The sequence below is a fragment of the Microvirga tunisiensis genome (assembly GCF_009296175.1).
Classification (GTDB): Bacteria; Pseudomonadota; Alphaproteobacteria; order Rhizobiales; family Beijerinckiaceae; genus Microvirga; species Microvirga tunisiensis.
In genome coordinates this window covers 1-23650 of sequence record NZ_VOSK01000082.1, presented here as the reverse complement: position 1 = coordinate 23650, position 23650 = coordinate 1, and the positions used below count along the sequence as shown (strand labels likewise).

At 62.0% G+C, this 23650-nt stretch carries 17 protein-coding genes and 2 pseudogenes; 10 read left to right on the top strand and 9 right to left on the bottom strand.

Going from position 1 to position 23650, the window contains the following annotated elements; translation table 11 throughout:
• Nucleotides 1-391, bottom strand: a 391-nt coding sequence (locus tag FS320_RS19425) for a helix-turn-helix domain-containing protein (RefSeq protein ID WP_152713122.1), incomplete at its 3' end; no start/stop codon positions are given.
• Between the two features lie 177 nt (nt 392-568).
• Here FS320_RS19425 and htpG point away from each other — a divergent pair.
• Complete coding sequence (htpG, locus tag FS320_RS19420; protein WP_152713476.1) at nt 569-2461, top strand: molecular chaperone HtpG; 1893 nt, start codon at nt 569-571, stop codon at nt 2459-2461.
• A 280-nt stretch (nt 2462-2741) separates the two neighbouring features.
• On the opposite strand, the gene FS320_RS19415 is transcribed toward htpG, so the two are convergent.
• The 5 genes from FS320_RS19415 to FS320_RS19400 all read right to left on the bottom strand — a co-directional run bounded on the left by FS320_RS19415 (nt 2742) and on the right by FS320_RS19400 (nt 7751).
• A complete protein-coding gene (locus tag FS320_RS19415) occupies nt 2742-3785 on the bottom strand; it encodes a synaptic vesicle VAT-1 family membrane protein (protein WP_152713474.1) in 1044 nt (347 codons plus the stop codon).
• 121 nt (nt 3786-3906) lie between these two features.
• A complete protein-coding gene (locus FS320_RS19410; RefSeq protein WP_152713472.1) occupies nt 3907-4947 on the bottom strand; it encodes an LLM class flavin-dependent oxidoreductase in 1041 nt (346 codons plus the stop codon).
• 44 nt (nt 4948-4991) lie between these two features.
• Nucleotides 4992-6323 (bottom strand): plasmid replication protein RepC, encoded by a 1332-nt coding sequence (gene repC / locus FS320_RS19405; protein WP_152713470.1) that lies wholly within the window; start codon nt 6321-6323, stop codon nt 4992-4994.
• A gap of 175 nt (nt 6324-6498) precedes the next feature.
• Nucleotides 6499-6624: a hypothetical protein gene (locus FS320_RS49810; RefSeq protein ID WP_274597193.1), complete on the bottom strand. Its 126-nt coding sequence runs from the start codon at nt 6622-6624 to the stop codon at nt 6499-6501.
• Between the two features lie 602 nt (nt 6625-7226).
• Nucleotides 7227-7751, bottom strand: coding sequence for a hypothetical protein (locus tag FS320_RS19400; RefSeq protein ID WP_152713468.1), 525 nt, complete (start codon nt 7749-7751; stop codon nt 7227-7229).
• A 1668-nt stretch (nt 7752-9419) separates the two neighbouring features.
• Here FS320_RS19400 and FS320_RS48025 point away from each other — a divergent pair.
• Nucleotides 9420-9803, top strand: a pseudogene (locus FS320_RS48025) (DEAD/DEAH box helicase family protein); the annotation flags it as partial.
• Between the two features lie 87 nt (nt 9804-9890).
• Here the strand turns inward: FS320_RS48025 and FS320_RS19390 are convergent.
• On the bottom strand, nt 9891-11063 hold the full coding sequence (locus FS320_RS19390) for a class II aldolase/adducin family protein (protein ID WP_244627231.1): 1173 nt from the start codon (nt 11061-11063) through the stop codon (nt 9891-9893).
• Between the two features lie 346 nt (nt 11064-11409).
• Here FS320_RS19390 and FS320_RS19385 point away from each other — a divergent pair, with 346 nt between their 5' ends.
• The 8 genes and pseudogenes from FS320_RS19385 (at nt 11410) to FS320_RS19355 (ending at nt 20697) form a co-directional block, all read left to right on the top strand.
• Nucleotides 11410-12426, top strand: coding sequence for an LLM class flavin-dependent oxidoreductase (locus FS320_RS19385; RefSeq protein WP_152713464.1), 1017 nt, complete (start codon nt 11410-11412; stop codon nt 12424-12426).
• Nucleotides 12427-12928: 502 nt separating this feature from the next.
• Nucleotides 12929-13810, top strand: a pseudogene (locus FS320_RS19380) (AraC family transcriptional regulator); the annotation flags it as partial.
• 213 nt (nt 13811-14023) lie between these two features.
• The gene (locus FS320_RS19375) at nt 14024-15097 is read left to right on the top strand and encodes an ABC transporter substrate-binding protein (RefSeq protein ID WP_152713460.1); all 1074 of its coding nucleotides are present in this window, start codon (nt 14024-14026) and stop codon (nt 15095-15097) included.
• 79 nt (nt 15098-15176) lie between these two features.
• Nucleotides 15177-16019: an ATP-binding cassette domain-containing protein gene (locus FS320_RS19370; protein WP_152713458.1), complete on the top strand. Its 843-nt coding sequence runs from the start codon at nt 15177-15179 to the stop codon at nt 16017-16019.
• Complete coding sequence (locus tag FS320_RS19365) at nt 16016-17275, top strand: sugar ABC transporter permease (protein WP_152713456.1); 1260 nt, start codon at nt 16016-16018, stop codon at nt 17273-17275. The genes FS320_RS19370 and FS320_RS19365 overlap by 4 nt, the downstream gene beginning before the upstream one ends.
• A gap of 25 nt (nt 17276-17300) precedes the next feature.
• Complete coding sequence (locus tag FS320_RS19360) at nt 17301-18029, top strand: SDR family oxidoreductase (protein ID WP_152713454.1); 729 nt, start codon at nt 17301-17303, stop codon at nt 18027-18029.
• Between the two features lie 58 nt (nt 18030-18087).
• Entirely contained in the window at nt 18088-18222 is a 135-nt protein-coding gene (locus FS320_RS49805; protein WP_274597194.1) for a hypothetical protein, read from the top strand.
• Nucleotides 18223-19443: 1221 nt separating this feature from the next.
• Nucleotides 19444-20697, top strand: a complete 1254-nt coding sequence (locus FS320_RS19355) for an MFS transporter (protein ID WP_152713452.1) — start codon at nt 19444-19446, stop codon at nt 20695-20697.
• A 23-nt stretch (nt 20698-20720) separates the two neighbouring features.
• Here the strand turns inward: FS320_RS19355 and FS320_RS19350 are convergent, their stop codons facing one another.
• Together FS320_RS19350 and FS320_RS19345 are read right to left on the bottom strand one after the other, a co-directional pair.
• Nucleotides 20721-22937, bottom strand: coding sequence for a CHASE2 domain-containing protein (locus tag FS320_RS19350; protein WP_152713450.1), 2217 nt, complete (start codon nt 22935-22937; stop codon nt 20721-20723).
• Between the two features lie 108 nt (nt 22938-23045).
• Nucleotides 23046-23650, bottom strand: a 605-nt coding sequence (locus FS320_RS19345) for a hypothetical protein (protein WP_210252210.1), incomplete at its 5' end; no start/stop codon positions are given.

Below are 23650 nucleotides of genomic sequence, written 5' to 3'. Positions count from 1 at the left end.
AGATCCGCTGCACGCTGGTGTGGGACAGGCCTGTGACAGCGGCCATCGAGCGCACGCTCCACTGCGTCGCTCGCGGCGGCTTCTCATGCAGGGTCATGTCGACAACCCGCTGGATCACCGCGGCCGTCAGGGGCTTGCGCCCTGGCGGGCGGGTGGCGTCCTTGAGAAGCCCGTCGACGCCCGCCTGCGCATAGCGGCGGCGCCAGCGCCTCACCGTCAGAGTGCTCGTGCCGACGCGGCCGGCGACCTCGGTAGCGCGCAGGCCCTCACCAGCCAGCAGAACAATCCGAGCCCGCCAGACGACCTTCTGGGATGTGTTGCGGTCACCGACCAAGCTCTCCAAGCGATCTCGATCAGCGGCGGGAACCTCAATGCGTTCGATCTTGCCCATCAGAGCAGGATCGCACGTCGGATCGGATTTCGGAATCACTCGTCAGTGACAGAACACTAGCTGGCGGCCAGTACCTCTGAGAGGTACTGGCCCATCCAGGTTGACCCGAAGCCTTGAAATCTTGACCGTTCACGGCCATCTCGTCGCCTGCCGGAGCAACAAGGTTCATCTCACGCCATGACGACTGCTGACACCACGCCCGCCCCTGAGAACCACACGTTCGAGGCCGATGTCGCCAAGCTGCTGCACCTGATGGTGCACTCGGTCTACTCCGACAAGGACGTCTTCCTGCGCGAGTTGATCTCGAACGCGGCCGATGCCTGCGAGAAGCTGCGCTACGAGGCGATCGCCAACCCTGCCCTGTTCGGCGATGATCCCAAGGCCCGGATCACGCTGCTGATCGATGCCGATAACCGCCGCCTGACGGTCGAGGACAACGGCATCGGCATGAGCCGGGACGAGATGATCGAGGCGCTCGGCACCATTGCGCGCTCGGGCACCAAGGCCTTCATGGACCGGATCCAGGCCGCCCAGGGCGGCGAAGGGGCTCAGCTCATCGGGCAGTTCGGCGTTGGCTTCTACTCGGCCTTCATGGTGGCCGACCGGGTCGATGTCGTCTCGCGCCGCGCCGGCAGTGAGGAGGCCACGATCTGGTCGTCCGACGGCAAGGGATCCTACACAGTCGCGCCCGCAGCCGTCGACGAGGCCCCGGCCCGCGGCACCCGGGTGATCCTCCACCTGATGGAGGACACAGCATCCTACACGGAGCGCTACCGGCTCGAGCGCATCGTCAAGGAGCAGTCGGGCCATGTTCCGGTGCCGATCTCCCTTGTCGAGAAGCCAGGCGCGGAGCCGCAGGAGATTGCTGATGGTGCCGCCCTCTGGGTCAAGCCGCGCTCCGAAATCACGCCGGAGGACTACACCGACTTCTACCGCAGCGTCGCCGGCCAGTTCGACGAGCCGGCCCTGACGGTGCATTTCCGGGCCGAGGGCCGCCACGAGTACACGGCCCTGGCCTTCGTGCCGGGCTCCACGCCGTTCGACCTGTTCGATCCCGACCGCCACGGGCGGATGAAGCTCTACGTGAAGCGGGTCTTCATCACCGACGAGGCCGAGCTCCTGCCGCGCTACCTGCGCTTCGTGCGCGGACTGGTCGACTCGGCCGACCTGCCACTCAACGTCTCGCGCGAGATGATCCAGGAGAGCCCGCTTCTCGCCGCCATCAAGAAGGGCGTGACCAGCCGCGTGCTCAGCGAGCTCGAGAAGCTCGCGCAGAACGATGCTGAGGCCTACACCAAGGTGTGGGAGACCTTCGGCCCGGTGCTAAAGGAAGGGCTTTACGAAGATTTCGAGCGTCGCTCGACATTGCTGGGACTGGGCCGGTTCAAGACCACCGCGTCCGGTGGCGGGTGGCGCTCGCTCAAGGATTATGTCGGCTCGCTTAAGGAGAATCAGACGGCTATCTACTACGTGACGGGCACGGACCTCGCCCGGCTCGAGGCCTCGCCGCAGCTCGAAGGATTCCGGGCCCGCAGCATTGAGGTGCTGCTGCTGCCTGATCCGGTCGACAGTTTCTGGGTCACGGCCGGCGTCGATTACGAGGGCAAGCCATTCAAGTCGGTGACCCAGGGCGGTGCCGACCTGGCGCAGATTCCGCTGCTCGAGGCCCAGGAGAATACGGGCGCGCCGGCAACGGAGGCGGTGACGGGCTTCATCCAATCTGTGAAGACCACCCTGGGCGAGGCCGTGGCCGATGTCCGCGCCTCCGAGCGGCTGACGGAGAGCGCCGTCTGCCTCGTGGCGTCCGAGACCGGCATGGACCGCCAGCTCGAGCGGCTTCTCGCCCGCGCGGGTCAGCTGACGTCCGCGGCCAAACCCGTTCTGGAGATCAATCCGCGCCATGACCTCGTCGTGGCCCTGGCCAACCTGGGCGAGGATCAGCAGGCTCTGCGCGAGGACGCTGCTCACCTGCTGCTGGACGAGGCGCGGATCCTGGACGGGGAATTGCCGGCCGACGCGAAGGCGTTCTCGCAGCGTCTTGCGCGGGTGATGCGGCGGTGCGTCCCTTAAGGTTGTCCTGACGCGGCTTCCGGTGGCTGGCGGGATGCGGCCGGTGATCGCCGCATCCTGTCACGGATCTGACCGATGGTATCGCTCCTGGTCCGTCAGGGTGATCGCTGAGAGGATTTCGGGTCCGGGACCGGCTCATGGTTCAGGACCAAGAGTGCCGGGCAGTCGAACTGCCATGGTCCGGAGATCGCTGCGGATCAAGACGACGGTTTGTACAAGAGCCGTTTGAGCTTGGCGAGAGCCTGTTCAAGGAGCTCAGGTGGGATGGGGAGAGCGCCGCTCATGAGGCTGGCGCTGTTCGCAGGACCAGCTTGCCCGTGGTCGCGCCTGATTCCAGAGCGCGATGAGCCTGAGCCACGTCCGCCAGCGCGAAGGAACGGATCTTGGGCACGGCAATCTTGCCTTTTTCCACCCAGGCTGTCAGGTCGTTCACGGCAGCCCGCAGGAGGTCGGTGCGACCAAACAGAAACGACAGATTGAACGCCACCACACCTTTGTTCTCGGTTGTCATCATCAAGGGATTGAGCCGTGGCATCCTCAGCAGGCCGAGAGCGGCCTTGAGATAATTGATGCGCCCGCCCTGCTTGGGCAGCAGGGTGTGAAAGCCGTAGACCAGCAGCTTCCCGGTCGGGCGCAAATGCGCATAGCTCTGCGCCAGGGTTTCGGGGCCGTTCGCGTCGAAGACCAGGTCATAGCCATCGGGGCATAGGCGTCGGGCTTCATCCCAGAGCGATTGCGTGGACTTGTCGATGACGGCGTCAGCGCCGAGTTGGCGCACATGCTCGACCTTGTGGCTGGCTCCCACCACGCCGGTCACGTGCAGATCGTGCAGCTTGCATAACTGAACGAGTGCCGACCCGACTCCGCCGGCGGCCGAATGCACGAGCACCCTCATGCCGGGCCGGATCACCACGTTCTGCAGCAGGCCATGATAGGCTGTGAGATGGACCGCCAGGAAACCCGCGGCGGCTTCGAAGTCCAGCGCTTCGGGCTTGGGCCAGACGAGATCGGCCGGGGCACAGACATGGGTGGAATAGCCGTCGAAGAAGGTCAACCCGAACACCGGATCGCCCGGCTTCACATGAGCGACCCCGCGGCCAACCTCCTCCACCCGACCGGCATATTCGAAGCCCGGTGTGATCGGCCAGCCCACGAACCGGCGCGCAGACTCGTACACGCCCCAACGCACGCAGATATCGGCGTAGTTCACGCCCACCGCCTCGGTGCGGATCAGGACCTGACGATCGCCCGGTTTCGGCACGGGGTGGGTTTCGAGCTTCAGTTGCTCGTAACCGCCAGCTTTGTGAATGACCACCTTGTGCATCGACTCTGAATGTCTCTCTCTGCGAGGACCGAAATATGAGAACTCCGGACCCAGACGATCGAGCTTGATTGATGCATGGCTCGGATGACCGCCTGATCAGGAGAGCCGCCCACGAATCCTGTCACCCTGAGGCGACTGCCTTGCGAACTTCCGGCGCAACCTTCGTCCCCAGGATTTCGATTGCTCGCATCAGCTTGACGTGGTCCATCACGCCGATGGCCATCTGGAGCAGGAAGCGGTCGAACCGGAAGATCTCATGCGCGGCAAGAATCTTGTCCGTGACCTCGGCAGGGCTTCCGACGAACAGCGCACCGCGCGGTCCCCTGGCCGCGTCGAACTGCTGGCGGCTCGTCGGCGGCCAGCCGCGCTCCCGCCCAATCCGGTTCATCACCTCCGCCTGCGGGGCATAGAAGGTGTCGGCAGCCTCCTGGGTGGTGTCGGCGACGAAGCCGTGCACGTTGATGGATGTCTTCAGGGTTGCGGGATCGTGGCCGGCCCGCTGGGCTGCCTGCCGGTACAGGTCGAAAAGGGGTGCAAAACGGGCCGGCTCGCCGCCGATGATGGCCAGGGCAAGCGGCAGCGCGAGCACCCCGGCCCGTGCGACGGACTGAGGCGTGCCGCCCACGGCGATCCAGATCGGCAGCTTGTCCTGACAGGGGCGTGGGTAAACACCACGATCCGTGATCGGGGGCGTATGCTGCCCGCCGGGCCAGGTGATGCGCTCGCCCTCGTTGAGCTGCATGAGAAGCTGCAGCTTCTCGGCAAAGAGCGTGTCGTAATCGTCGAGGTCGTAGCCGAAGAGCGGAAACGACTCGATGAAGGAGCCGCAGCCGGCCATGATCTCGGCCCGACCGTGGCTGAGATTGTCGAGGGTAGCAAACTGTTGGAACACCCGGACCGGGTCGTCGGAGCTCAGCACCGTGACGGCACTTGTCAGGCGAATGTGCTTGGTCTGCGTCGCCGCCGCGGCCAGCGCGACGGCTGGCGCTGAGACGGCATAGTCGGGCCGGTGGTGCTCACCGAGGCCGAACACGTCGAGCCCCACTTGATCGGCAAGGACGATCTCCTCCACGAGGTTGCGCAGGCGCTCGGCCGGTCCGATCCGGTGTCCCGTCACGGGATCGGCGCCCACGTCACCGAAGGTGTAGAGTCCGATTTCCATCAGAATTGTCCTTCTGCAAAGTCTTCGGTTACGCCATCATCCCGCTAACATGAACCCGGCCGCCCCTCAAACTGCAACGCACCTGCTGCCCTGTGCGAATGCCTTCGCATGAAGATATGGCTGGTGCCGGGCTCCGCCCGGTCGCGAGGGAGATGATCGGCCTGTGGCCCGTGGTCGGGACGGTACGCATCGCACCGCCCACGCCGCGGCAAGGCGCCTCCATCCTGTTGAGCGAGCTTGTGCCTGCGTAGCGTGAGCAGTTCGGCCTGAAGGTCGATCTCAGCGTTCTTGATCAGGCGCACCATCGACCGGAAGTATCCTCCGGGATTTCGAATGCTGTTTCTGCCGCTTCTGACATCGTCTTCGTGGCGTTGCAGGACATAGATCACGGCCGTTGCGGCGCGGATAGCACCAAGCTCCTCCACCGCTTCCGTCCAGGCGCTCGGGTGTGTCCCCAGGCATGCGCGCAGGAAGCTTCCAGCCGCCACGAGATCAGCCGTATCCCGGATGGGATGGGTATAACCATCGATGACGGGGCAGGCTTCGACGACCAGGGCCGGCAGCGGCAGATGAGACGGCGGCGTATCGTAGGCGGCTGGTTCAGCGTCGTTCTGGTCGCCGTTGTAACAAGTCTCACTAGAGGATTCTTTCTCTGCCTCAATGTGCCGGAATGTCGTGCCGTCACAGCTTGCCTGATAAAACGCTTCCTCAGCGAGTTGTCTCATCTCGCTCCAGGCATCGGCGAGCCCGGCCGGTAGCGTGGTCCCGGAGCGTTTCGGGGTGCGAGCTTTCAACCCAGCGAGACGCTTCTCGAGATCGGCGCAATCGACGGATGGATGGTGTCGAACAAGGGCATGCAGCGCCTCTTCCGTGGCGCGACGGCAGATTGTGATTTCGTCGAAGGAGCGTTTCAGGAACTCTTTCGCCTGCCGTTGCGCAGCGGTGGTGGCAGCCCACTCGCCCCGGCGCGCATAAAGCGGCGTCACATCGAAGCCGAAGGCATCAATGACATTTCCGTGCTTGTCCCGGACGGCGTAGCGCTTGCCATTCGGGGAGTCCTTCGGGAGCAGCAGCTGGAGTTCGATCAGGGCGCGGACGGCATTGCGGATCGACCGCTCGGATAATCCGGTGGCTGTTGTCAGCCGCTGGTTGGACGGCCAGACGAGCAGCCGGTCGATGTCATGCTCGCCCCAGCAGACGACAAGCTGGCTCAGGACCAGCCGTTGTGGCGCGCTCAGACGGAGTGCCTTCTCGGCATCGCGAGCCGCCGCCGAGAGCTCTTTTCGTGTCACGGTTCGTCCGGATTCCAGCACGAACTTTCTCGCGGCCAGAGCGGCATGTCTCAGCCGCCGGCCTCCTGACGATGCAAGTTGCATCGCACCCTCCATGTTGAGGGCAAAACGGGAGCGTTCACCGAAACCGATGTTCTTGACACACAGCTTGTCGGGATGGCATAAGGAAGTCGCTCAAAACATTCCTGTCGCCGATCCCTCGGTGACTCCAAAGGCCCTCGAAGTTTCCAGCTTCGTGGGCCTTTTGTTTTGCCTGGCCTTAGTTCACGGTCTTCTCCTGTTCGAAGAGGGTTGCGCCGTCGCGGATGATCACAGCCCAACGAGACCGAAGGCGCTCTCTTGCGCCGTCACCGATCCCGTCACCGATGGTCCTGAGCACCAACACGGCAACCTTCCGGGGGCCGGTCTTGCGAGGACCCGTCGGAAGCGCTGATGGTCTGGCGGCTCAAGCTGTCGGTCGTTGTGAACACCACTGTGTCGCAACATCCGAGTGATGGCCGATTCGGTGTTGCGTGTGGAGTCGGTCAGTAAGAAATGATTAATGCTAATCCCGCTTTCCACCGGCCGCTCGGGCTAGGCGAATCGGAAAGCCAAGCAAATTGAGTCAAGCCGCAGAGCGAATATTTATTTTTCGCCGCCGTGACGACTCACGCTTGACTCCAGTCTGGCCGAGGCCAGGCGACGAATTCGCTCTATACTGGCAAGACGATCTGCAAACTATACTCCACAACCGTGAGACTTCTTGCAGATGTCCCTATGAATCTTGATGGTTGTTTGCCGGGCCAGCGCAAGCCGCGCACCTCGGAATTGCCCCGGCTACCAGGAGCGGGGCCTATCGCCTGCATGACGTTACAGGACATAGACGTCACCCCGCTCCTTCCATCCGGCGGTCAAGTGCATCAGCGCTCCTGCCGGTTCAGCATGACCTGTCCCAGGATACATCCCATACCCAGGATCCGTTCGCTCGCCGACCGAAGGCGGTGACAGTCAGTCCGCCGGTTCCGTCGTCTTCGCCGCACCGAACCAGCTCTTGATCTTGGCGAACATGGGATGGTCGGCCACTGAGGTGGGTGTTGCTGCGTTCCGCTGAACGGCAGCCATCCGTGTCCTCACCTCCTCAGGCGCCGTCCCATCAGCCTGCCGCCCGATCGCCAGCGCGCGCTCAAGGATTCCGACACGGTCCCGGAATGACCGACGAAATCTCAGGCGCATTGTGATGTAGACTTCCCGCTCCCGCTCGACCTCTGCGGTGTCGGCGCAGGCCAGACGGGTGACGAAGGGCAGCAGGTGCTGGCGCTCCTCATCGGTGGCCTCATCGTTCAGTTGCATCGCCAGCGCACAGATCGGGCGCGAGAAGCAGTCCGGCATGTCCTGCACGGACCTGACGGGACGGTATGGAAAACCCGCTGCGACGATAGCCGCTTCGTTGATGCAGGTGCCGCCGTCCTGGCCAGGGAACGCGTGCGAGCCCTGTTTCAGCTTCCAGTTCAGGATGGGGTCGAAAGTGTCCATGGCAGCCGTCCTTGTGGCGTGCCCCCACCCTCGAAGAGTGATCCCCGGCCAGCCCTGCTGTCAATCGTGATGGCAGCACCCCACACTCCGGGAGCCAAGGTGGACATCTGCCGGAGGCACTCTGGGCAAACCTGTCCTCGGGGAGGATGCGGTCTCAACAGGGGCGCCTGCCGCTCCGGACCTTGCATCGTTCGGGATCAGACCTGCGGATATCGGGGGCGGGCTTTCCGGCCCGCACGACGCCAATGTCAAAATGACAAAAGGCCAGAACGAGCCCCGCCGCAACCGCCGGCCGGCCTATTGCCGGATCCTGCGCCTGTCGTTCGAGGGCGCTTTCTTGTTGGATGTGCTGATCCTCCGGGATCCCAAGCGTTGTTTGGAAATTAGGGGAGGATCTTCCCCTCTCCGTTTGAGGCCGCCCTAATCACTGACCTCCCCAAACCGTGAGAGTTGGGTGGATCCCAAAGTAGGAACCAAGCCAAACATCTGGTCCGACGAAAGCAGGCTGTGGCGCAACAGTTTTCTCGCCAATATTAAAGGCAGAATGCAAGTCCTGTTCTTGGTGCGTTTTTCTAGCCCCTTAAACGCCCCCGTTACTCGGACATTCAATAACGATTAATGGGAGATTTGTAACGCTTTATGGGATCAGGCACATTTCCCATAAAGCGTTACAAATCTCCCATAAAACGTGACGTAGTGCCTGTTGGACGTTACATCCTTGGCGGACTTTTGCTGTGCGCCGCGCATTGTTCACCCGCTTGAAGCATGCGGTCCCACTCATTCCTGCAGTTCATGGAAGTGCGATCACCAGTCAAGAAACGCCATGCTGCGCTCCGGTTCATTGCACCTCCAAGCCACGGGCCGTCGTTGAAGAAGCTCCGTTTCGTCAGATGGGATGTCGTTCGAACCAGCCCGCGCGACATCGGGGTGCGGCACGGCTTGGCAGGAGAGTACAGTTGCGCCTTGAAGACTGATCGAAGACGCTGCGGGCGGCCTGGCCTGCAGATGCTGGCGTCCACGTCCCTGGCAGGAGCGGCATCCAGCCCTCATGGCAAACCTTGCGGCCGCATCAATTGAGAACTGAAGCTTCATCACCTGATCGGGCCTATCCTGGACAAGGCGGGTCCCGGCGAAATTTCACCCACGACTTGACGCCGGCGGCTCGAATTGTACATCATCATGTAGTCAACCAGGGCCGCAAAGGCGGAGAAACCTTGGATTTCAAGGCATTCGGACAGTATTGGCAGAGTGTCCCGCTACATCTACTTCAAAAGTGATGGATGACTGAAGCAGGAAGACTGGGGATCTCCTTGCTGGGACATGTTCTCCCTAGGAGCGCGGTCGGCATGGACCGTCTGCTCCGTGAAACATTTCAGTGCGTTATGATGGAAGTGGTGGGCCTATCTAACTGGCCCATTCCCGTCAACAGACTGTAGCCCCGAGGCGCGGGGTCTTAAGCTATTCGTCCGTAATAATCAGATCATTTGCCTCCAGATACCGCCGTCGGCGCTCAGTCGGCTCCAACTTCTGCGCACGAAGATCACGAGCTAACCAGTGGCCTACCCGACGTTTGCGTGGCCCCTCCGCGGGCAAGCTAGGCGCAGGGATTCACACGGGGCCGGAAACGCCTCATGTTGGGGCTGGTGATTTGCCCCTGGACCGCTCTCGATGGTCACGTCTCACAGGCCCCCACTGCGAGCCCACCAATCCACTCTGGCAACCCTTATTGCCGCAATGGCGCGTGGGGAAGCGTCAGAGGTCACCGACATCCTCGCTGCCGTGACACCTGGCGGCGGCAAGTCCCTCCTCCCGGTGATTGCTGCGGCTCACCTGATCAAGGCCGGCCAAGTCGAGCGGATCTGCTGGGTCGTGCCCCGCGACAGCCTTCGTCTCCAAGCGGAAGAGGCGTTTGCTGATCGGGCGTGGCGAACTGTGCTCGGCCACGCCCTGTCGGTTCGCGTTGCCGGGAATGAGCCGGATCCCAGCCGGGGCCTAGCGGGATACGTCACCACGTACCAGGCCATTGCGGCGGCACCGGAACTGCATCTGGCTGAGTTCCGCCGCCATCGCACCCTGCTCGTGGTGGATGAGGTACATCATCTGCCCACCCTCGGCGAGTATGAGCCGACGGCGCATCTATCATCCGGTCAGGCTCCCGCTTCGAGCGAGGATACCTCGGCCTGGAGTCGGGCGCTGCTGCCGCTTCTCGAATCCGCAGCCCTGCGCCTGCTCCTGTCCGGGACCCTGGAACGGGCGGATGGCCGACGCATCCTGTGGCTGCCCTACCGCACGGGTCCTGCGGCCGATACCCAGGAGGATTCCGCATGCTCGCCAGCTCTCCTTGCTGTTTCCTCTTGGACAGTCGCGTCTATCGAGGCCCTCTTTGCGGGGCACCGCTGCTGCCTGATGGCCGATAGGATCTTTTGGGAACTGTCTTGTCCAAAACTTTCTGGCTTGGCCTGTCCAAAGTTTTTTATGCCGGAGCCCTTGTGAACGACCTGAGATGGACCGCTTCCACAGTTCCCAGGGACGTTGGATCACTCTGAGATTGACGGCATCCGCCAGCCTGCCCTCCTCCGGGCTAAGCGCCGCAATCGGCCCGCCTTGGCTCAGGATGGTCGCCTGGCTTTGAAGCTTGGCGTTCGTTTCCGTCATTATGGCCCGAAAAACCGCAGCCTCAAGGCTCGGCCCGACCGCGACACTGCCATGTCCTCGCATCAGCACGACGGATTTGGCGCCGAGGGATCGCGCCAGCGCCGCTCCCTTTTGCCAGCTGCCGACCAGCATGTCCGTAGCGCCGAACTCCTCCGCGATGTCGAATACCGGCACGCCCTCCGCCAGAAAATCGGCGTTGTGATACATCGCGCGCATGGGTGTCTCGACCAGGCCAAATGGGATCACCGAGGGCGAGTGGCTGTGCACCACGGAGGCGACATCGGCGCGCGCCCGATAGATCGCGCCATGGATGAAGCGCTCCAAGAAGACGCCTCGACCCTGCGGATCGCAGGCCTCGCCATCGAGATTGAACTCCATGATGTCGCCCGCTGTCACGAGCGCCGGCGCAAGCGAGCGCGACATCAGGAACCGATCCGGCGCCGTTGGATGGCGCATTGACACATGTCCAAAGGCATCCAGCACGCTCTGGACCGCGAGGATGCGGCTCGCCGAGGCAATCTCCTCGAAGATAGATGGATCAACGGGACCACCCGATGCCGGCGGCTCCGAGCCGGACCGCAACGCGTCTGGCGGACCTGCCGCTGCTCCTGTCCAGTAGGAGAAGCCGGAGTGGCAGGCGCATCGGATGAGCGGCATGAACTGTTCCTCGAATGCGAGCGGTAGAATGAAGGGGGGATCCCATTGGAGGCGGAGCGCCTTATCCATGCCCGAGACTGCGAGCATGTCGAGTCCGACTTATTTCTCAGACCAGGGTAAACGCTTCATGGACGGCTGACTGCACTGAGCTGACCGATCCGTTTCGACCGAGAGACATGCGGAGGTGACCAACCAGCTCTTCTTGGAGAGGAGATGCGACAGCGTTTCGCAAAAGCCGGCAAGATTGATCTGCCGTGGTGGCGATCGTAGGGGATCTTCGGCACGAATAGCCGATCTGCCTGCTATCGTGTCGAATCAACTGAAGGCATTTGCATAGGACCGCCTCATGAAGAAGATCGGCTTTCTCTCATTCGGGCACTGGTCACCCTCACCGCAGTCACAGGCGCGCTCGGCCCGTGATGCCCTCCTCCAATCCATCGACCTTGCCGTGGCAGCCGAGGAGCTTGGCGCGGACGGGGCCTACTACCGCGTCCATCACTTCGCGCGCCAGCTCGCCTCGCCTTTCCCGCTGCTGGCGGCGGTCGGAGCGAAGACGAGCCGCGTCGAAATCGGCACCGCCGTCATCGACATGCGCTACGAGAACCCTCTCTACATGGCCGAGGATGCGGGTGCTGCCGATCTGATCAGCGACGGGCGGCTCCAGCTCGGCGTCAGCCGTGGCTCGCCTGAGCAGGTGATCGATGGCTGGCGCTATTTCGGCTACGTGCCTCAAGAGGGCCAAAGCGACGCCGACATGGGCCGCCACCACGCAGAAGTGCTCCTGAACGTCCTTAAGGGCGAGGGCTTTGCTGAGCCGAACCCACGCCCGATGTTCCCCAACCCTCCTGGCTTGCTGCGCCTCGAGCCGCATTCGGAGGGCCTGCGCGAGCGCATCTGGTGGGGGTCTGCCTCCAACGCGACTGCGGTGTGGGCCGCGCAGCAGGGCATGAATCTCCAGAGCTCGACCCTGAAGGAGGACGAGACCGGCGAGCCCTTCCACGTCCAGCAGGCCAAGCAAATCCGCCGCTACAGGGAAGCGTGGGAGGAGGCGGGGCATGCCCGCAGACCTCGCGTCTCGGTCTCGCGCTCGATCTTCGCACTCGTGGACGACCGCGACCGCGCCTATTTCGGGCGCGGCAACGACAACGACCAGATCGGTATCATCGACAACATGCGCGCGATCTTCGGCCGCTCCTACGCCGCAGAGCCGGACAAGCTCGTGGAGGAACTCAAGGCGGACGAGGCGATTGCAGAGGCCGACACGCTGCTTCTGACCGTGCCGAACCAGCTCGGCGTCGATTACAACGCCCATGTCATCGAGGTTATCCTGAAGCATGTCGCTCCGGCGCTGGGCTGGCGATGACGATCAGGTCGTGGATCAAGTCCGCAACCTGATCGGCGCGATTTTGGGACCGACGCTGGAGGTCTTGAAGAACGGCGGGTGTTTTGCGGGAAAGCAATAATGTCGCCTGCGGGTCAGGCAGTGACGTTCGCCGAATTTTCTGAATGTCTGGTTGGCTGAGGATTGCGGCCCTCCGGCTTAGGTCTCAGGCGTGCCAGGAGAAGACATTCCTGGTGGCACTCTAGAGCTGACACTGAACGAGAGGCATTTGACTCTGGACGGCAGGCAAAACTTGGTCGGGAGTTCGCAAATCCGACGCCATTTGCGAACTCCGCCACGCGTACATTATGATTGATCTCCGCCTTATGGTGCCAAAATAGTATTATTGTCTGCCATGAATCGTGCTGGCACTCATCTGCGGCGATAGGTACCGTAATGCGTATATGAGAGCCGAAACGAAAACCAGCCGACTGGGAGCGAGGGTCATTGCGGGATGCTCGCAGACGACCCGGAGGAAACGGACATGGAGCCGGATCTCGAAGTCGTTCAGATAAGGCCTGGCGAGTCATTTTCCGCCTGGTCCCACGGGTATCCCTACCGCACGGTGCGCTGGCACTTTCATCCCGAATACGAACTGCACCAAGTGGCGGCCACCACCGGCAGGTACTTCGTCGGCGATTTCATCGGCGAGTTCAAGCCTGACAACCTGGTGCTGACAGGACCGAACCTTCCGCACAACTGGGTCAGCGATATCCCAAGGGATGCGAGCGTTCCGCTGCGCTGCCGTATCATCCAGTTCAACGAGGAGTTCATCAGCGGAGCCATGAAGACCTTTCCGGAACTCGCCGCTCTGGCGCCCATGCTGGAATCGTCACGGCGCGGAGTGCTTTTCAACCAAGAGACCAGCCGCCGGCTGACGCCACTCATGGAAGAGATGATGCATGCCCAGGGCGTGCGCCGCATCGAGCTGTTCATGTTGATCGCCGGCTTGCTGAGCCGGGCACAGGGATCGCGGATGCTGGCCAGCGCCAGCTATCTGCCCGATCCTTCCGGCTACATGTCGGCGGGCATCAACAAGGCGCTTGCCTATCTTCGCGATAATCTGACGCGACCCTTCAATGAGGTTGATCTCGCCACGATAGCGGGCCAGTCGACGAGCGCCTTCTCGCGCGCTTTCCGCCAGCATACCGGCATGTCCTTGGTGCAATATGTGAAGCGGATGCGCATCAATCTTGCCTGCCAAATTCTCATGAGCGATGAGCAGGCTTCGATTACCAGCATCTGTTACGAAGTTGGCTACAACAATCTGTCCAACTTTAACCGGCAGTTCCTGGCCGAGAAGGGTATGACGCCCTCTCGGTTCCGGCGACTTCTGCTCGACAACATCACCACGGCCAAGGCGGCAAACGGAGGGCCTCGGGAGAAACGTAACGATTATCAAGAAGATTACGGGAACGCGCACGCGCGCTCACGAGAGAAAGCGTTTTACTCTGAAATTGGCCATACCAAGGAGCAATACCACAAACGGCCCTAAGCGCCTGGCGTTCTTGTCCGCCGACCTTCGCGGGCGAACGCAGCACAATGCCATAGATAATATTCATCAGAGGGAGAAACACGAATGACGAAGTCTTCATGGAGATTCATCGGCTTGGGGGTGCTGGCTCTTTCGCTGCTCGCTGATACGGGCGACGCCATGGCCCAAAATGCGAAGGTTTCCAATGCCACTGTCGCATTCCTCATGCCCGACCAAGCCTCCACCCGCTACGAGGAGCACGACTACCCCGGCTTTAAGGCCGAGATGGAAAAGCTCTGCCCGACCTGCAAGGTGCTGTACCAGAATGCGGACGCCAACGTGTCGCGCCAGCAGCAACAATTCAACTCCGCGATCTCGCAGGGCGCGAAAGTGATTGTGATCGATCCGGTCGACTCGGCCGCTGCCGCCTCGCTGGTCAAGCAGGCGCAGAGCCAGGGCATCAAGGTGATCGCGTATGACCGACCAGTGCCCGATGCCAAGGCCGACTTCTACGTCTCGTTCGACAATGAAGCGATTGGCAAGGCGATAGCGGATTCGCTGGTGCAGCATCTGAAGGCTTCCAACGTGACCGCCGCCAGCGGAACGGGTGTTCTGCAGATCAACGGCTCGCCGACGGACGCCGCAGCCGGTCTCATCAAGAAGGGCATCCATGCCGGGCTCGACAGCAGTGGATATCCGATCCTGGCGGAATTCGACACGCCGGAATGGGCACCGCCAAAGGCCCAGCAATGGGCAAGCGGACAGATCACCCGCTTCGGCAAGAACATCCTGGGTGTCGTAGCGGCCAATGACGGCACCGCCGGCGGCGCGATTGCTGCCTTCAAGGCAGCTGGGGTCAATCCGGTTCCGACAGTCACCGGCAACGACGCGACGATCGCGGCACTGCAACTTATCATCGCCGGTGACCAGTACAACACGATCTCCAAGCCAAGTGAGATCGTGGCCGCAGCCGCGGCCAATGTGGCGATCCAGTTCCTGATGGGTGAAACGCCGAAGGCGGAGACGACGCTCTTCAACACGTCCTCGCGGCTGTTTGTCCCGGCAGTGATCACGGCCCAGAACCTGAAGGCCGAGATCATTGACAAGAAGATCAACACAGCCGAACAGCTCTGCGGCGGCCGCTACGCCGAAGGCTGCAAGAAGCTGGGCATCAACTAGCCGGCAAAGTCCGGTCCGGCCGCCTTCCCGCGGCCGGACACTCTCATGGCGTCGGACAGATGCCTTTTGGGTAGGCCACATGACGAACACCAATCAACAGCAAAGCGATGGGCGCGAACGGGTGCTCAGCCTGCGCGGTATCTCGAAGAATTTCGGCGCTGTATCCGCCTTGACCGATATCGATCTGGACGTGCACACCGGCGAAGTGGTGGCGCTGGTCGGCGACAACGGCGCCGGCAAATCCACGCTAGTCAAGATACTGGCCGGGGTGCACCAGCCGAGTTCCGGGTCGATCACCTTCCGCGGCAACCCGGTGACGCTCGACGACCCGAGCGCCGCTCTCCGCCTCGGCATCGCGACCGTGTTTCAGGATCTCGCCCTGTGCGAGAACCTCGATGTGGTCGCCAACATTTTTCTCGGTAAGGAACTCAGCCCGTTCCGACTCGACGAAGTGTCCATGGAGGTTAAGGCCTGGACCCTGCTCAACGAGCTGTCCGCACGCATTCCCAGCGTGCGCGAACCGGTCGCATCGCTTTCCGGCGGGCAACGCCAGACCGTCGCCATTGCGCGCTCGCTGCTGCTTGAACCGAAGCTCATTCTCCTCGACGAGCCGACCGCCGCCCTTGGTGTCGCCCAGACGGCCGAGGTGCTGGATCTGATTGAGCGCGTGCGCGACCGCGGTCTCGGCGTGATCATGATCAGCCACAATATGGAAGACGTGCGCGCCGTCGCGGACCGCATCGTCGTGCTCAGACTCGGCAGGAACAACGGTGTCTTCGATCCCGACGCATCCAACCAGGAATTGGTCAGCGCCATCACCGGCGCTTCCAACAATTCGGTTTCGCGCCGCGCCAGCCGGCGTCAGGCTCAGAACGTGCAAGCCCAAGCGCCACAAGGTCAAGCACCAGAGGCACGCCGATGACCAAGAGCGTGGATCAGAACTCGCCGGTTGCTCCGATGCTCGACCGCAGAGATGAGCGCGTCAAGCATGCCCAGGGGATCGGCGGCGCAGTCAGCGCCTTCCTAGACAGGATCCGATCGGGCGACCTGGGCTCGCTTCCTGTCGTGGTTGGCCTAGTGATTATCTGGACGGTCTTCCAGAGTCTCAACCCGGTATTTCTGGCGCCGAACAATCTCGTCAATCTGCTGTTCGATTGCTCGACGGTCGGAGTGATCGCACTGGGCGTCGTCTGCATTCTGATCGTGGGCGAGATCGATCTGTCGGTTGGCTCTGTCAGCGGCTTCGCGTCGGCGCTCGTCGGCGTACTATGGGTGAACCAAGGTTGGCCGGTTGCTGTCGCGATCATCGCTGCACTCGCGTTCGGTGCCCTGATAGGCGCAATCTACGCTTTCCTGTTCAACCGCTTCGGCATGCCGAGTTTCGTATCAACGCTGGCGGGTCTTTTGTCCATTCTCGGCCTGCAGCTTTATCTCCTCGGCTCGACCGGCTCGATCAATCTTCCCTACGACTCGCCGCTGGTCAATTTCGGCCAGATGCTCGTCATGCCGGACGTCGTCGCCTACGTCCTTGCGGCGCTCCCCGGCATCGTCTTTTTCGTGCTGGAGTTCCGAACCGCGGCTCGTCGACGTCAGGCCGGGCTGTCCTCGCCGTTTCTGGGCAGCCTTCTTTTACGCGCCGTCTTCGTTACAGTCGTCCTGGAGTTCATCGTCTACTATCTGAACCTCGACCGCGGCATACCATGGATGTTTGGCCTGTTCGTCGGGCTCGTGGTGGCGATGAATTATGCGCTGACGCGGACCAAGTGGGGCCGCTCGATGATCGCGGTGGGCGGCAACCGCGAGGCCGCACGCCGGGCGGGTATCAATGTCCGCTATATCTATACGACTGCTTTCATGCTGTGTTCCGCACTTGCTGCCACTGGCGGCATTCTGTCCGCCGCGCGCTTGGCCTCAGCCAGTCAGCAAGCCGGGACCGGTGACGTCAATCTCAACGCCATTGCGGCTGCCGTCATCGGCGGAACGAGCCTGTTCGGGGGGCGTGGCAGCGCCTATTCGGCACTGCTCGGCATCATCGTCATTCAATCGATCGCCAGCGGCCTGACGCTGCTCGATCTCTCCTCATCGCTTCGGTACATGATCACCGGCGCCGTGCTGGCTATCGCGGTCATCGTCGACTCGCTGGCACGCCGTTCGCGCGTATCCCACGGCCGAGCTTGAGCCGATTCCAACAAGAGAGAAAGCTATGGGCGCACAATTATCCGGGAAGGCCGCCGCAATCACCGGAGCGGCATCTGGCATCGGGCTCGAATGCGCCAGGCTTCTGCTGTCCGAGGGCGCACGCGTGGTGCTTGTCGATCGCGACGAGGGAGCATTGAAGACCGTCTGCGCGGACCTCGGCCCCCAGGCGATCCCCTTGAAGATCGACGTCACCGATCCGGAGAGCGTCACCCGCATGATGCCGCAGATCCTGGAGCAAACCAGACAGCTTGACATCTTTCACGCGAATGCCGGTTCCTACATCGGCGGCGAGATCCTGAACGGCGATCCCGATGCCTGGGACCGCATGCTCAACCTCAACATCAATGCCGTCTTTCGGTCTGTTCATGCCGTGCTGCCGCACATGGTGGAGCGTAAGACCGGCGATATCATCGTCACCAGCTCGATCGCTGGTCTCGTTCCAGTGGTCTGGGAGCCGATCTACACGGCCTCCAAGCATGCCGTGCAGGCCTTTGTGCATACGGTCCGGCGACAGGTATCGAAACACGGGCTGCGCGTCGGCGCCGTAGCCCCAGGCCCGGTGGTCACCGCCTTGATCAAGGACTGGCCCAAGGAAAAGCTCGAGGAAGAATTAGCGGCGGGAGGCCTCTTGCAGCCCACGGAAGTTGCCGAAGCTGTTCTGTTCATGCTGACGAGACCGAGAAACGTCACCATTCGCGACCTCGTCATCCTGCCGCAGAGCAATGACTTGTAACATCCGTCGGATGCGCCACCTGCGACCTCTCTGGATACAACTGGATGTCTGAACGATCATGGCAAGCCATTTTCTCGGCATCGACGTCGGCACCGGCAGCGCACGCGCTGGAATTTTCGACGAGCGTGGCACCCTGCTGGCCTCGGCCAAGGCCGACATCGCGCTACGGCACGAGGGTTGCAGTCGTCCCTGAGTTCCTCGGCAGGAGAAAGACCTAGCCCGTCGTGAGGAAAAGTGGATCCGGTTTTCCGCCCGAACGATGCGCCAGCCAAGAGGGAGAGCATCGGATTTGCCCCCAGAAGTGGGTACACTTTCGGGTCCGATGCTCTAGTCGTTGGCTGAGCCGCGTACTCGGTGCCTCGGGATCACACAGCTATTTCACGAAGCCGCGCGATAGTCCCACGCTCCTTTGTACGACGAGCACGACGGCAAGCGTGATGCCAATCAGCAGAACGGATACCGCAGCGATCATCGGATCGGATCATGAATCGAGACGCCGGAAACGTGTTGAGACGTAATGTTATTACTTCATTCTTGACACTGTGTATCATCTGGGCTCGACCCGTGCTCATCCCGGTCCACGGGGCGCACTCACGAGGCGTCGCAGATGTGGGGCGGGGAGCGGTCCTGCAGCAGGCCTCGCACGCCGGTTGGCGGGAGGCCCTTGGCAGCCCTGTGCTGGTCCAAGTCGAAACGCCTAACAGTCCCGCGTGCGAAGAGGCATCCTGGCTCTTCCATTCCACCATACCCATCGAGCCGGGCTGCCCGTCGCACCACCCTCGATCGCCCCCACGGCTCAGGGCTCCCAAGCCCTGGGCCTACGGGTGCTGGCTCTGTGACAGGAGACACAACGACCACGCGCTCCCGTCATCACATCCTCCTCGTCATGGCCGGCATTGTGCCGGCCATCTCGATGCGGAAAAGCGCAGCGCTTCAAGCAATCGAGATCACCGGCACAAGGCCGGTGATGACGTTGAGGGTGTGAGGGCCCAATGAAACCGCTAGTGGAACCAAGCGCTGGCTATCCATCGGGATCACCGGCACCGATCCCAGGATCAAGTCCGGGGAGGTGATGACGCTGGGGAGCGCGAGGGCCGAACGTATCCACCGATCCGGGCTTTCAGACACAGCCCTCATCCTGAGAAGCCGCTGCGAGTGGGATCCCGAAGGAGACTCCAGAATGGACCGGAAACGTCCTGACCTTTCGGGACAGAGCCCCAGTGCTGCTTCCCCTAGCGGGGAATCATCTCTGTTCTGGATTGGCCGCATTTTTGACGGCCAACCGGATTCGCCTCGCCTCGAAACGATCCTTTCCAACCGGCGCATCGCTCGGGGCGAAAAACCGCGTCCCCTTTTCAGCACGATGCGCTAGAGAAGCCCTCGCCATATCCAAACAGCGGTCAGGACAGAAGAGATGGGGTCTAAGGGCTGGGCGGCCTTCCGCCACAGGGACTTTCGACTGTTCTGCGCGGCTCGGTTCGCCATGGCGCTTGCCGTCCAGGTCCAAACCGTTGCCGTCGCCTGGCTCGTCTACGATTCCAGCGGAAGCGCGCTGAACCTCGGACTGGTCGGGCTCGCCTCGTTCCTGCCCACGATGGCCCTCGTGCTCCTGACCGGCCTCGTCGCGGACCGGTACAGCCGGCGATGGATCCTCATTCTGGTCTTCTCGGCGATGACGCTGACCTCGCTCGGCCTTCTCGCGCAGGTCCATGCGGGCGTGCCGAGCCTCCTGCCGATCTACGGCCTTCTGGTGGCATTCGGCGCCGCCCGGGCCTTCGGCAACCCCGCCGCACAGGCCATCGTGCCGACCCTCGTGCCTCCGGGCGACCTTGCGAACGCCATCGCGTGGAACTCCTCCGTCCAGCAGGTTGCCACCATCAGCGGCCCCGCGGTCGGAGGCATTCTGTACGCCGTGCACCCGACGGCGCCATTCCTAGGATCGGCCGTGAGCTTCGGACTGGCCGCCCTGCTCATCGCCGCATTGCGCCTGCGCCCTGCCGAGGTCAAACGGGAGCCGGTGACCTGGTCCCGCGTCATCGCAGGCCTCGTCTTCCTGCGGACGAAGCCGCTTCTGCTCGGCGCCATCTCCCTGGATCTCTTTGCCGTCCTGCTTGGAGGGGCGACGGCTTTGATGCCGATCTTCGCCCGCGACGTGTTCCATGTCGGGCCGTGGGGGCTCGGCCTCCTGCGCTCCATGCCGGCCGTCGGCGCCGTCACCATGGCCATCGTCCTGGCGCACTCGTCGCTCCTCGCCCGCCGGGCCGGTCTGCGCATGCTGCAGGCCGTGGGCGTCTTCGGGCTGGCGACGGTGGGGTTTGGATTGTCCACGAGTTTCGGCCTGACGCTGGTGCTGCTCGCCATCCTCGGCGCGGCCGACATGGTGAGCGTCGTCGTGCGTCAAACTCTCGTTCAGGCGGAGACGCCGGACGATTTGCGGGGACGTGTGGCGGCGGTGAATACGGTGTTCATCGGTGCTTCCAATGAACTCGGCGAATTCGAGTCGGGAACGCTGGCCTGGCTGGTGGGGGCCTCCCCGGCCGTCGTGATCGGCGGCATCGGGACGATCATGCTCGCGGCCCTATGGCGGTTCTGGTTTCCGGATCTCGCCCAGCGGGATCAGCTCATCCGAAGCGAAGTGACGCGGAGCGGCGAACTTCAGAAGACATAAATCCTTGCGGGATCGTGCCCGTGTCACTTGGATGACGCCGAGGCATCGGCCTGGTGGCGGATCCGCTGAATATAGGAATCGTAGTAATCGTCGAGCCCGAAATCCTTGCCCGCCTCCCGACACAGAAGGATCATCTCAAGGGCCTGCGACCACTCCCGGCATCGATAAGCCACAAGCATGGCTTCGTTCCGTTCCAACAGCTCGCCGAAGTCAGGGTCGGAGGCCCTGTCTGCGCGTCCGAGCAACGCGAAGATGCGTTCAGGATCCTGCTTGCCCCTGACCTGCAGATGGTCAAGCTCAAGAACGGCGAATTGGGGACCGACGGCCTGAGCGGTCTTCTCCCCGATGATGATCGGAACGCCATACTCCTTCGTCAACCCTTCCAGTCGGGACGCCAGATTGACCGTATCCCCCAGGACAGAATAGTTGAAATGCAGGTCGGAGCCGAAGTTGCCGACGACGCAGACGCCCGTGTTCAAACCAATTCCGATCCGAAGAGGCGTCACCAAGTGCCCGTCTTCGGCCTCCTGCTGGCGTTGCGCATTGAGAGCCTCGAGACTCTGCTGCATCGCGAGAGCTGCTTCGCAGGCATTCGCTTCATGGGAAGAATCGGTGAGCGGTGCATTCCAGAAGGCCATGATCGCATCGCCCATGTATTTGTCGATCGTTCCATGATGCTTCACGATGTCCTTGGTCAGCGGCGTGAAAAGGCGATTGATGAGAGCGGTCAATCCCTGCGGGTCGTCCTTGTACGATTCCGAGATGGCCGTGAACCCACGGATGTCCGAGAACAAAACGGTCAGCTCTCTTTGCTCTCCGCCCAGGGTTAGCTTCTCGGGAGAATGCGCCAGCTGCTCGATGAGATCGGGTGAGAGATACTGGCTGAAAGCCGATCTGATCCAGCGGCGGTCCGCAGACACCGTCATATAATTGGTGCAGATCAAGACCGCGTAAACGAGGAAGCTTGAGGTCAGCGGGAAGGTGTAGTCGATCAGAAGATCGAGATACGCGAAGGAATACCAAGACAGGCTCAAGGTGAGAGCGGCGATCATGCCGCCGAGCAGAAAGAGCGGCCCCGCATTCACCCTAGGGGCCAACGCGATGACGATCAGGCTCAGCAGCGCTGCCAATATGATCTCGGCGAAGGCCGTGTAGCTAGGTCGGCTCAGGGTCGACCTCGTAAGAGCGCTTTCGAGGAGTTGAGCGTGGAGTTCGACTCCGGGAAGAGCCGCATGAATCGGAGTGACCTTGAGATCGAGAAGCCCGGCGGCAGAGGTCCCGATCAACACCATCTTTCCAGCAATACGGTCGGCGGGAACCCGGCCCTGCAAGAGATCGATGGCGGAGATGTACTTGCTCAGATCAGGGGCTGAGAAATGGATCCAGATTCGCCCCTTGCCATCTGTCGGAATTTCGAAATCCTGCACGCTGACGCTGCGAACACCGCTCACATCCGTCTTGATGAGAATGACACCTGCCCCGGTGGCCACGCGGAGCATCTCGAGAGACAGCGACGGGACCACCGTTTGGTTTGCCACCGCCACGACCGGGATGCGGCGGACAGTACCGTCTCCTTCAGGGGTGATCGAAAAAAGGCCGTGCCCCTGAGCTGCCTCGTCCAAAACGGGAAGATTCCGCAGCAGATGCGGGAAATCGACCAGAAAAGAGCGAGGATCCGGACCGAGGGTGGCGATGGGTGCCTGAGCCGCTGGCCGTGTCATCGGCGCCGTTCCTGACACGCGATAGCCGGATTGTCCGAGTACGACCTTGGAAGCCTGAATGGCATCGGCGAAGACGGCATCGTTGCCGGGAAGACGTTGGAGCCTCTCCTTCGTGGCATCATCTAATCCTCGGAAGGTCGTGGCGGCAACCTCCGGGGAACTGCGATCCGGTTCCGGAAAAAGCACGTCGAAGCCGATGACCGTGCCGCCAAGCTCAGTGATCTTCGAGACCATGTCCGCCATGACCGTGCGCGGCCACGGCCATTGCCCTAGAGCCAATAGGCACCGCTCGTCGATATCCACGATGGCGACGAGATCCTGGCGCTCGGCGCGCGGATACATGAGCTGATAAATGTCGAAGGACTTCTGGCGAAGGGCTTCGATAGGCCTGGGGTCCCAGACGCGCAACGCGAGAAGGCTGACGAGAAGCAGGAGACCGACGATCCGTCCGATCCCGAAACGTCGCAGCCTTTTCAGTAGAGCGATCACAACGATGGTTCCGCTGGGCCGCCTGCCCATGCAGTGGCACCTGCTTCCTCAATCGCCAGGATCCTCAATCGCTTCTCTCGAGGGCGATGACACTCGTAGCGAGAAACGAAACCATTCGATGAGTGAAGCATCGTTCCCTCACAGGATGAAGTGTGTCGAGCGGGGCAGAGCGCCTGCGATGGTCAGCTCCGTCGTAAGAACCTCTCCGCTCGCGAAGGTCACAGTCGCCAATACGGTATTGCTATCGCCCACAAGTCTTCTCAGGCCGCCGACAGACCCATCAAGGGCAAGTCCGTTGGGCGTCGAGACAAGATCCTCTGGGCCGATCTTGAGGATTTCAGTACCGTTTACGAAGATGTCGAGATCGGCGACCGTACCGCCTGGAAGCGGTGTTCCGAGCACGGCGATATCGATCTGATCGGGGGAGGTCAGAAGCGAGGATCCGCCCGTGGTATCGATGTCATCGAGCTGAGAAAGGCTCGCATTCTCGCCGACGCCGAGAGCGGTGATCTTCGCTTCATAGACATCGTTCAGTGTCGCGAGCTCGGCATCGATCAGGCCTTGTCCGTTCCCGTCTGAAAGGAAATACAGGAAGTTCTTCTCCCCTCCCTGATACGTACGCATCCGAGGTGGGCCGCCTTGTAGGAATTGTCGGATTTGGCACTGACTGTCCTTATTGACGTCAAAAAGGACAGTGCGGCTATGGATCGAGTTGAGATTGTCGATACGGGTCGGCGTCGTCG

Coding starts and splice junctions, on each gene's coding strand:
- FS320_RS19390 (WP_244627231.1), bottom strand. CDS start 11,063: ATGCCGCTCATCCGATGCGCCTGCCACTCCGGCTTCTCCTACTGGACA.
- FS320_RS49805 (WP_274597194.1), top strand. CDS start 18,088: ATGGCAAGCCATTTTCTCGGCATCGACGTCGGCACCGGCAGCGCACGC.
- FS320_RS19350 (WP_152713450.1), bottom strand. CDS start 22,937: ATGGGCAGGCGGCCCAGCGGAACCATCGTTGTGATCGCTCTACTGAAA.
- FS320_RS19355 (WP_152713452.1), top strand. CDS start 19,444: ATGGGGTCTAAGGGCTGGGCGGCCTTCCGCCACAGGGACTTTCGACTG.
- FS320_RS19410 (WP_152713472.1), bottom strand. CDS start 4,947: ATGGAAATCGGACTCTACACCTTCGGTGACGTGGGCGCCGATCCCGTG.
- FS320_RS19360 (WP_152713454.1), top strand. CDS start 17,301: ATGGGCGCACAATTATCCGGGAAGGCCGCCGCAATCACCGGAGCGGCA.
- FS320_RS19415 (WP_152713474.1), bottom strand. CDS start 3,785: ATGCACAAGGTGGTCATTCACAAAGCTGGCGGTTACGAGCAACTGAAG.
- FS320_RS19365 (WP_152713456.1), top strand. CDS start 16,016: ATGACCAAGAGCGTGGATCAGAACTCGCCGGTTGCTCCGATGCTCGAC.
- FS320_RS19375 (WP_152713460.1), top strand. CDS start 14,024: ATGACGAAGTCTTCATGGAGATTCATCGGCTTGGGGGTGCTGGCTCTT.
- repC (WP_152713470.1), bottom strand. CDS start 6,323: ATGCAACTTGCATCGTCAGGAGGCCGGCGGCTGAGACATGCCGCTCTG.
- FS320_RS19400 (WP_152713468.1), bottom strand. CDS start 7,751: ATGGACACTTTCGACCCCATCCTGAACTGGAAGCTGAAACAGGGCTCG.
- FS320_RS19370 (WP_152713458.1), top strand. CDS start 15,177: ATGACGAACACCAATCAACAGCAAAGCGATGGGCGCGAACGGGTGCTC.
- FS320_RS19385 (WP_152713464.1), top strand. CDS start 11,410: ATGAAGAAGATCGGCTTTCTCTCATTCGGGCACTGGTCACCCTCACCG.
- htpG (WP_152713476.1), top strand. CDS start 569: ATGACGACTGCTGACACCACGCCCGCCCCTGAGAACCACACGTTCGAG.